Here is a 10228-nt window from a genome sequence, read left to right as displayed (position 1 = left end):
AAACACACTATAAATCATCGGAGGATAAAATGGACAATAATGATATTTTAATACGGGTGCGCTATGCTTTAGATATAAAAAATACAGAAATGATAGATATATTCAAATTTGGTGGTATTGAATTTACTAAAGAAGAAGTGTTGAAATTGTTAACACGTTCGAAAGACAGCTACTATGATGAAGTGGAAAGTCATGACGCAACATCAGAGGCAACGGAAGACGCTCATATAAAATGCAACCATAAAATGCTAGAAGCATTTTTTAATGGCTTGATTATATTTAAAAGAGGGCGTCAAGAAGGAACAGAACAAGGTAAAAAGCCAATTCTAGCCATGAAAGATTCAGGTAGTGTCAATAATGTTATGCTAAAAAAATTAAAAATCGCCTTAGCTCTTTCAAGTGATGATGTTATGGAGATTTTTGAATTGGCAGGTGAGACTATAGGGAAAGCTGAGTTAGGCGCTTTGTTTAGAAAAGAAGGACACAAACATTATCGTGAATGTGGTGATAAATATGCTAGAAGGTTTCTAAAGGGCCTTTCTCTTAAATATAGGGATGATCTAGAATAAATTTTTGGAAAAGTGGTGAAAAGAAGGTTTTCTTAATTAAATTATCTTTCTAACCATTATAAAAAAGCAAAGACACTCTTACAGGTCCTTGCTTTTTCTTCTTTTCTTGTATTAAAGGGGTATGGTTAACTATACTTCTTCTTCTTCTTCTTCTTCACTTTCCATGATTTCTAGGAAAGCAGCTGAAATTCTATCAAAATCTTCTTGTGACTCTATGTTTGCAAGTTCGATTTCGCCTTCTTCATCTTCTTTATAGATGTATATGAAGACATCTTCACTGTCTTCTGGAAGTAAAGCTACATATTCTTGATCTTCAACTTCAAAAATACCAAGTACGGCACATTCCACCTGTTCGTTGTTTTCCATGGTTAATGTGATGGTGTCATGATGGTGTTCCTCGTGATCATGTCCGCATCCACAGCCATCTCCACAATTATCATTACTTAAATCTTTCATATTATCTTCGCTCATTTTGTTCTCCTTTATTAAAAATTCATTGGATTTATTCAACGGGTATGTCTGAATGGATTCATTATAACACAATCTATTTGATGGGGTCAAACTAAGCGGTTAATAAAGATATTAAAAAACTATGAATGAGTTTTCGGCTGAAGGATTGACTATTTCAAATCTTTTAAGTATTATTATAGATAGGCATTTAATTATTGAACACCATTGAAAGAAATATGGCTAAACGTAAAGGGAATTGTCCTTGGCGTATAAGAAATGAACACTGCTTAAGTGTTGGACAGGAAAAGGGCGGGAATATGCTATCATATATAAAAGGACTGCTTGAAGAGATTTCAGAAGACATGATTGTGATTGAAGCCAATCACGTGGGATTTTCTATTCAGGTACCAAGCTCCATTTTTAAAGAATTACCAAACATTGGTGAATCTATTAAAATCTATACCTATCTATATGTAAGAGAAGACGCTATGGTTTTATTTGGGTTTATTACTAAAGATGACATGGAGATTTTCAAGAAGTTGATTACTGTAAATGGTATTGGGCCAAAAGGCGCTATGGGTATTTTATCTGTTATGACCGGTTATGAACTTAGGGTAGCTATTATGAGCAATGATCTGAACCGCATTTGTTTGGCACCGGGCATTGGAAAGAAAACAGCTCAGAAACTGATCCTTGATTTGAAGGATAAGCTTAAACTCATTGATTTTGAAGACGGTATGGATGGATCTGTTACGGAAAAAACTATAAATCCTTCACTTAGGTATGCTGACGAAGGCGTTGAAGCTTTGGTTGCTTTAGGCTATTCAAGCCATGAAGCCATACATGCAGTTAAAGGGTTACATGATTTAGATAGCGTTGAGGCCGTTATAAAAGAAGCCTTAAAAAAATTAGCCATGTTCTAGAAGGGTGATTAGAATATTATGGCTGATTGTGAGGAGAAAAATATGAACAACAGGATTATTACCACTGAGCTCGTCGAAGAGGATATCCATATCGAGACCACATTAAGGCCTAAGCTACTAGATGAATATATAGGTCAGCAGAAGGCTAAGGATAATATAAAAGTATTCATACAAGCTGCAAAGTTTAGAGAAGAACCTTTGGACCATGTTCTATTTTATGGTCCGCCAGGTCTTGGAAAAACAACTCTTGCCAATATTATCGGTCATGAAATGGGGGTCAATATCAAGGTGACATCTGGGCCTGCTATTGAAAAACCGGGAGATATGGCAGCCATACTCAATAATCTACAAGAAAATGATATACTGTTTATAGATGAGATTCATAGGCTTAATCGTCAAGTGGAAGAAGTGATGTATCCGGCGATGGAAGATTATGTTATTGATATATTGGTTGGGAAAGGGCCTTCAGCAAGATCCATACGTTTAGATTTACCCAAGTTCACGTTAATCGGTGCTACTACAAGAATGGGACTTCTGTCATCGCCATTAAGAGATCGTTTTGGTGTCATCCATAAGTTGGAGTTTTATAATAATGACGAATTAACTAAAATCGTTAATCGTTCAGCTAAGGTCTTAGAGGTTGAAATTGATCATCAAGGTGCAAAAGAAATTGCCAGAAGATCAAGAGGTACACCAAGACTGGCTAACCGACTTTTGAAAAGAGTTCGAGATTTTGCACAAGTCAAGTACGATGGTGTCATTACTTTAGAGGTAGCAAAATACGCTTTGGATCTATTGGATGTGGATGCGAGTGGTTTAGATAAAAATGACATCAAAATATTAAAAACAATGATAGAAAAATATAACGGGGGGCCTGTTGGTCTTGATACAATTGCAGCAACCATTGGTGAGGAATCGGATACCATTGAAGAGGTGTATGAACCATACTTAATGCAACTTGGGTTCATAAATAGAACGCCACGAGGTCGAATGGTAACACCGTATTGTTATAAACATCTTGGTTATGTTGTAAAAGAAGAATAACAGGGTGAGATGGTGAATTCATTATGGATAAGACATTACGTATAATGCTTACAATTGAAGAAATACCGGATATCAGTCAGCGACAATTAGCCAAACGTACAGGTTATTCACTTGGAACAGTGAATGGTCTGTTACAAAAATTAATTGATAATAACCATATCGTATCCAGAGCAATCACGCCAAACCATTATATCTATGAAATAACTTCAACCGGTGATCTCTTGAAGGCGCATCTTTTGTATGATTTTATAGTTGATGGGTATGAGGTTATTGGCAAAGTTAGGACACAGGCAAAAAAAGTCATTGAGGAATCGGTAAGGCAAGGCGTATTCATGTTCTATCTGTATGGAGAAGAAGATGCCTTGTTCAAATTAATCAAAATGAGCTTGATTGAGTATAAGAGAAGGGCAGCTATTGACTATGAGACCATCGAATCCATAGACCAGGTAGATGCCAGCATATCCCATCGAGTATTGGTATGGAATAAGGAAACAGTAGAATCTGACCGATATGTTGTGAATGTTTTATTGAATCATTCTGGTAGAGCTAATTGAATAGGTTAAGATTATATGCTATAATTTTTCTAATAATTACTCCGTATTCCCTTAACTGGGATACTTGAAATAACAATAATGGGTATATCCTTTTGGATAGCCGTAATAAAGTCAGGGGGGCTTTTGAGTGTCGCCAAAGAATAATACTAAAGTATTGATTAACGGTAATGTCTATACCTTATCCGGTGATGAAAGTGAAGAGTACATCCAAAGGGTAGCTTTATACATTAACAATAAGATGGATGAGATAAAACATTCCGATAACGGACAGCTTTTAAACACGAGATTATTAAACGTACTTCTTGCCATTAATATTGCAGATGAACTCTTTAAAGAACGAGACTTGAATAATCTCATGAAGAATGAATCCAAAGATAAGGACCAGGTTATTGCCAGTCTAAAAGAAAAGATTTTCAAGTCGGATCAAGAAAAAAATGATTTGGTTTCAAAAATCACTCTGTTAGAAAACGAAGTAAAGACCCATAAAAAGGAACTGGATGAGTACATCCGAATTTTTGAAGAAAACAATTAAAACAAAATGATACCTAAAAAGTCCGGATTTGTTTTGTAAAAGTACAAACATTGATGGACTTTTGATTGTGATTTGATGTTACATAATGAAAGAGGCTTAAGTTAACATGTTTAGACCGGAAATACTGTCACCTGCAGGTTCATATGAAGCATTTATAGCGGCAGTACATAGTGGATGCAACGCTGTTTACCTAGGAGGCGAAAGCTATGGTGCAAGGGCGTATGCTAAAAATTTTGATTTGAAGACATTAGAAAAAGCAGTTAAATATGCAAGGATTTTTGGTGTCAAAATCTACTATACAGTGAATACGTTATTCAAAGAAAAAGAGATTGACGTACTTATAAACCATATCTTGGAAGTGTATAATATAGGCGTAGATGCTTTTATTCTTCAGGATATTGGTGTTATTGCATTGTTAAAAAGGGTTTTTCCCGATATAGAAATCCATGGCAGTACTCAGCTAAATAGTCATAGTATTGAAGGTGTTAAGTTCCTTGAAGATATGGGAATTACAAGGGTGGTTTTAGCAAGAGAATTATCTATTGAAGAAATCATTTACATCAAGAAAAATACTAAAATTGAGATCGAGACTTTTGTTCATGGTGCCTTATGTTATAGCTATTCAGGTCAATGCCTCATGAGCTCATTTATGGGTGGTAGAAGTGGGAATCGAGGCCGATGTGCACAGCCTTGTCGATTAGGGTATAAAGCCATCATAAATGATAGAGAATGGGATAAGTCTCATGTGCTAAGTACTAAAGATATTGAGACATTGACAGTTTTGCCGGAACTTATCGATGCCGGCATTGATTCTTTTAAAATTGAAGGCCGTATGAAATCGAAGGAATACGTTGGTTTGATGACCGGTCTCTACCGACATTATCGAGATACATATTTAGAAAAAGGTATTATTAATATTAAACAAAGCGATCTGGATGATATGTTTCAGATTTTTAATCGAGGCAATTTCACCAATGGTTACTATTTTCAACATAATGGTCCTTCTATGATTACCTTTGATCAGCCAAAGCACCAAGGTAGAGTTATCGGTAAAGTTAAGGTGAAAAATGGGAATCAGTATGCATTGACGTTATTTGAAAAAATAAGAATCGGAGATTGTCTGGAAATAGCTTTTGATCAAGGTGACTATTATTCTTGGATAGCACAACTAAACACGAAAAGCGACTATATTATCTATTCGGATCATCCCATACAGATAGGTCAAGAAGTAAGACGGATAAAAAGTATAGAACTTGAGAACAGACTGTTAGAAAACCAATCAAATATACATCATATGGGTGTTGATATTGAGATTGTGATGCAGGTGGATAAACCAATTGAAATGATCATCAAAGATGAAAACAGAGAAGTTCGTGTGATAGGTGATTTGGTTCAAGAAGCAAAAAGCCAAAGCCTTGTGCCGGAGCGCGTTGAAAAGCAGTTCTCAAAGGTAGCACAATACCCTATAAAGATAAAACATATTCGGGTTCATATTTCTGGTGACGTTTTTATGTCCATGGGACAGTTGAACGCCGTTCGCCGTGAAGGTTTTGAAAAATGGCTCGGTCTGAATACAATCGTAAAAAAAAGACCATATATGCCCGTGAGTGTTATTAAAATTGAAAACACACCTTCATATCACAGAAATATAACGGTTTTGTTAAGGAAATTCTATCAATTTGAAATACTAAAAGACTACAGTGTACAAAGGGTTTACATTGAACATTTGAATTTCAGTGAAGAACAGATTCTAGAGATTATCAACTTCTACAAAGATCGGCCTACACAGGTATACATTGCAGTTCCTAAAATCTTAAGGCATGAGAAAGAAACGATGATTTCTATCTTGAAAGAAAGTTTGATTGATGAAATTGATGGCTTCCTATTAAGATCCATAGATGCTTATTATCATGCATTACCTTTTGGTAAAAAACTGGTTTATGATTATGGTTTTTCCATTATGAATCAACATACAGCCAACCATTTGATGTTCAAAGAATTATCAGATGGGTACGTGCCATCATTGGAATTAAACAAATACGAAATGAAACAGCTACCTCTTAAGAAGGCAGAGTGTATTGTTTATGGTCATATGAATGTCATGACCACAGCACAATGTGTAAGAAAATCCGTAGATGATTGTAATAAAGAAAACGGTAAGATTATATACTTAGAAGACCGTAAAGGCATGAAAGTACCGGTAGAGACAGTATGTAAGCTATGTTACAATCAGATATACAACGGTGTACCTCATTATTTAATTGATAAAATTGATGAAATGAAGGAAATGGGTCTTAAGCATTTTCGAGTTGAATTTTTGAATGAAAGCAAAGAAGACATGGTAAAAGTCTTAAATGCTGTAACGTGTAAGTCGACAATACCGGCACAAGAGATGTCAATGGTATTTACTAGAGGTCACTATACAAAAGGTGTTGAATAAATGTTTGAATTTTATGTTGGTTTGGTAGCTTTATGCCTATCACTCTTAACCATGGCTTATATTAGTATCTTAGCCATTCAGTTTTCTCTTATTAAACATAAAAACACTGAACGCGCCTATGATTATCATAGGCTTCAGACGGTTATCATCCTTTTTTTCCATTTGGTGGCTTATACAGTCTTACTCTATCATTATGGTTTTGAATACAAAGTGATTATGATTTATTTAGGACAGATTGGCTTAATTTTGTTGTCTGGTCATATTGTTAACCATTATATGAATAAAACCATTCTCCCATTATGGAGTATTGGTCAGTTCTTACTTGTTATCAGCTTTATCCTATTAGGTAGGCTGAGCATAAATTTGGGTCTCAAACAATTCTATCTTGCTTGCTTGGCTTATTTAGTCGTTTTTGGTGTTGTCTATTTGTACAGTCGATTAAATTTTATCAAGTATCTAGGTGTGCCATCGGTAATTTTAGCAATCCTCATGCTGGTCATGACCAATGAAACCATTAACGGCGCAACAAACTGGATGCGTATCGGTAGTTTTACTTTTCAACCCTCTGAAATTGTTAAGATATTATACATCGTTTTTTTAGCTTCTACTTTGACGCAATTTCATGAACATGAAAAGTTATCTTTATTTGTAACCGGTACCATTACTCTTGGTATGGTAATTATTCAAGTCTATCAAAGAGATCTAGGATCAGCACTTATATTTTACTCAGTTTTCATACTGATGAGTTATGTATATACAAGAAATCGTTTGTATATTATTGGTGGTACCATCATGACGATGCTGGGCGGTTTTTTTGCTTACCGATTTTTTTGGCATGTGAGGGTCCGAATTGATACTTGGATCGATCCTTTTTCCGATATTGATCATACCGGTTATCAGATAACACAATCCTTATTTGCAATAGGTAATGGTGGACTGTTTGGGCGTGGATTGACATTGGGTCTTCCCAACAGAATACCGGTGGTTACAACTGATTTTATTTACTCAGCGATTGTGGAAGAGCTAGGTTTGGTTATTGGACTTGGTATCATCATTGTGATTGTATATTTTTTTCTATTTGGCATGCAAATGATTGAAAAATCTCGAAACGATTTTAATTTTTTGATGGGCTCAGGTATTTTAATCATCATAGCTGTCCAGAGTTTTTTAATTATAGGTGGTGTGACCAAGGCTATACCCCTAACCGGTGTAACACTACCTTTTGTAAGTTATGGCGGTTCATCCCTTGTATCCACATTTATTATGTTGGGTATATTACAGGGTATAAAAATGAATGAAGATAGACATCTGAAAAAAGAAATCTTACGTAAAAACGAAAAACTAATTGAACAGATGCTGCTTGATGAAGAAAACTGTGAGGCTTAAAGACTTATGAATTTAAGAAAAAGACTAGAAGAAAGAAATAAACCTTTAAAAAGAATAAGAACCCTAATCGTTATTATGTTCTTTATTTTAGGCCTAAACATTATATACTATGTTGTTTTTCAAAGTGACAATTTGGTTGTTAATGACTATAATCCAAGACTTAAAGCTATCGAAAGTAGTGTTATTAGAGGCGATATAGTAGACCGTAATGGACATATATTGGCAACCAGCAAGATTCAGGATCATCAACAAATGCGTATGTATCCCTATGAATCCTTATTTTCCCATGTGATTGGCTATATGGGTTACGGAAAAACAGGCATTGAAGCGTATAGCTATTTAGATTTGATTCGTACAAAAGAGAATCTCTGGGATAAATTCATGAAAGGTTTTACCAATGACCTACCTATAGGGCATACAGTTGTTACAACGCTTGACTTGGAACTGCAACAGCTGGGTAGAACTTTACTTGGCAATAACAAAGGTGCTATCGTTGCTATTGAACCTAATACGGGAAGAATACTTGCTATGATATCGACACCGGATTTTGATCCTAATATGATTTCAAATAATTATAGTACTTATCTTAAGGATGAAGCTTCAGCAACCTTGTTAAACCGTGGCACTCAAGGCTTGTATCCACCGGGCTCTACATTTAAGATTTTGACAGCTTTGGCTTATTTGCAAAATCGTGAAGCAGATAATTTTATCTATGAATGTCTAGGTAAAGATACTTTTGGTGGGAAGACCATTCATTGCTATAACAGTGCGGTTCACGGAGAGGTGACCCTTGAGGAAGCCTTTTCTTTATCTTGCAATACATCTTTTGCACATATCGGTGAACAATTGGATATAGATCAGCTCCATCGTTTGGTTGAGATGTTTGGCTACAATCAAAAGATAGAGTTGGAATTAGAAACAAGCAATAGCAGGTATGGTATCAAGGATCATATGTCAGCTTCTGAGCGAGCAGAGACCGTTATAGGTCAAGGAAAGACCCTGGTCACACCACTAAGTAATGCCATCATGGTGTCTATATTGGCCAATGATGGTCACTTAATTAGGCCTTATTTGGTTAGTCAAGTTGTTGCAACAGATGAATCGATTGTACGTGAACACAAGTCAGTAGATGCCGGCAGGGTTATATCCAAAGAACATGTTGACCTGATTGAAAGTTTCATGAAGAAAACCAGTGAAGAGGGAACAGCAAAACAACTTAACAACAGTCAATATACAGTTGCAAGTAAAACCGGTTCAGCTGAAAATGCGACAGGCGTTGCCCATGCTTGGTATGTAGGCTACGCACCTATTGAAGAACCTAAGATTGCCTTAGCCATCGTTATTGAAAATGTAGGAACAGGATCCACCCATGCGGTACCGATAGCAAAAGCATTACTTGAAGCATACCTTATTGAAAAATAGTGAAAGTATTAAAAAGGTTGAAAGTTATTAAGAATGAAGGTATACTAAGTTCAATCAATCTTTTAATGGCTTGGCAATCAACGTAAAGTCAAGTAAATGAAGAGCACCCATAAACGAGGAGGCTGATTTTATGAAAGAAGCTGTAAGTTGTGGTGGGGTTGTAATTCATAAAGGCAAAATATTGTTACTTTATAAAAACTATAAAAATAGGTATGATGCATGGGTATTGCCTAAAGGTACAGTTGAGCCAAATGAAGAGTATAAGGAGACCGCCCTTAGAGAAGTTGCAGAGGAGGCGGGTGTAAGTGCTCAAATCATCAAATATCTTGGTAAAAGTCAGTATTCTTTTATGGCTGCAAATGAACAAATTCAAAAAGATGTCAATTGGTATTTGATGAAAGCGAACAATTACTATACCAAACCACAAAAAGAAGAGTACTTTGTTGATTCAGGGTACTATAAGTATCATGAAGCCATTCACATGCTTAAGTTCACCAATGAAAAGCACATATTAGAATTGGCTTATAGTGAATTCTTAGAACTAAGACGCTCTAATATGTGGGGCAATAAGAAATATATGTAAGTATTAAGCGTATCAATTAGGAATAAAAGAAATCTCATAGGAGGTTTCTTTTATTTTACTCTAGGCGCATAAAAAAACACGTCAAACCTTGTTTAATTTCTTAAAAAGTCGGATGTGTCTGGTGTGATTAATACTAATTCGAAATCTATTGAAACTTTTATTAAATGCGGATAGTGGGAGTCGAACCCACACACTGTCACCAGCGTCAGATTTTGAGTCTGATGCGTCTGCCTATTCCGCCATATCCGCAGTTGTATATTATGTAAGTGCTGATGACGTTTTTATATAATATCATATAAAATAGTAAAACGCAATAGATTTATTT

General features: G+C 35.5%; 10 protein-coding genes and 1 tRNA gene. 9 read left to right on the top strand and 2 right to left on the bottom strand.

All coding sequences use genetic code 11. The annotated features are described in order from the left end of the window. Positions 1-569 (top strand): DUF1456 family protein (locus tag P0N36_RS13465; RefSeq protein ID WP_442957193.1); only part of this gene is annotated, 569 nt, incomplete at its 5' end. Between the two features lie 129 nt (positions 570-698). On the opposite strand, the gene P0N36_RS13460 is transcribed toward P0N36_RS13465, so the two are convergent. After that, positions 699-1040 (bottom strand): DUF1292 domain-containing protein, encoded by a 342-nt coding sequence (locus P0N36_RS13460; RefSeq protein WP_275843374.1) that lies wholly within the window; start codon positions 1038-1040, stop codon positions 699-701. Positions 1041-1336: 296 nt separating this feature from the next. Here P0N36_RS13460 and ruvA point away from each other — a divergent pair, with 296 nt between their 5' ends. The 8 genes from ruvA (at position 1337) to P0N36_RS13420 (ending at position 9903) form a co-directional block, all read left to right on the top strand. Continuing rightward, a complete protein-coding gene (gene ruvA, locus P0N36_RS13455) occupies positions 1337-1942 on the top strand; it encodes a Holliday junction branch migration protein RuvA (protein WP_275843375.1) in 606 nt (201 codons plus the stop codon). A 42-nt stretch (positions 1943-1984) separates the two neighbouring features. Then, a complete protein-coding gene (gene ruvB, locus P0N36_RS13450) occupies positions 1985-2986 on the top strand; it encodes a Holliday junction branch migration DNA helicase RuvB (RefSeq protein ID WP_275843373.1) in 1002 nt (333 codons plus the stop codon). A gap of 23 nt (positions 2987-3009) precedes the next feature. Continuing rightward, complete coding sequence (locus tag P0N36_RS13445; RefSeq protein ID WP_275843372.1) at positions 3010-3540, top strand: winged helix-turn-helix transcriptional regulator; 531 nt, start codon at positions 3010-3012, stop codon at positions 3538-3540. A gap of 127 nt (positions 3541-3667) precedes the next feature. Then, complete coding sequence (locus P0N36_RS13440; RefSeq protein WP_275843371.1) at positions 3668-4072, top strand: cell division protein ZapA; 405 nt, start codon at positions 3668-3670, stop codon at positions 4070-4072. A gap of 106 nt (positions 4073-4178) precedes the next feature. Continuing rightward, entirely contained in the window at positions 4179-6512 is a 2334-nt protein-coding gene (locus tag P0N36_RS13435; protein WP_275843370.1) for a U32 family peptidase, read from the top strand. Continuing rightward, positions 6513-7898 (top strand): FtsW/RodA/SpoVE family cell cycle protein, encoded by a 1386-nt coding sequence (locus P0N36_RS13430; RefSeq protein WP_275843369.1) that lies wholly within the window; start codon positions 6513-6515, stop codon positions 7896-7898. It abuts the gene before it with no gap. A gap of 6 nt (positions 7899-7904) precedes the next feature. Beyond that, positions 7905-9320, top strand: a complete 1416-nt coding sequence (locus P0N36_RS13425) for a peptidoglycan D,D-transpeptidase FtsI family protein (RefSeq protein ID WP_275843368.1) — start codon at positions 7905-7907, stop codon at positions 9318-9320. Positions 9321-9450: 130 nt separating this feature from the next. Then, positions 9451-9903 (top strand): NUDIX hydrolase, encoded by a 453-nt coding sequence (locus P0N36_RS13420; protein ID WP_275843367.1) that lies wholly within the window; start codon positions 9451-9453, stop codon positions 9901-9903. Positions 9904-10068: 165 nt separating this feature from the next. Here P0N36_RS13420 and P0N36_RS13415 read toward each other — a convergent pair. Then, positions 10069-10152: transfer RNA gene (locus tag P0N36_RS13415), tRNA-Leu, on the bottom strand. Positions 10153-10228: the final 76 nt, after the last annotated feature.

Origin of the sequence: Petrocella sp. FN5, from assembly GCF_029210395.1 — a bacterium.
Classification (GTDB): domain Bacteria; phylum Bacillota; class Clostridia; order Lachnospirales; family Vallitaleaceae; genus Petrocella.
The sequence above is the reverse complement of the archived record's forward strand: the minus strand, read 5'-3'. Positions and strand labels throughout refer to the sequence as shown.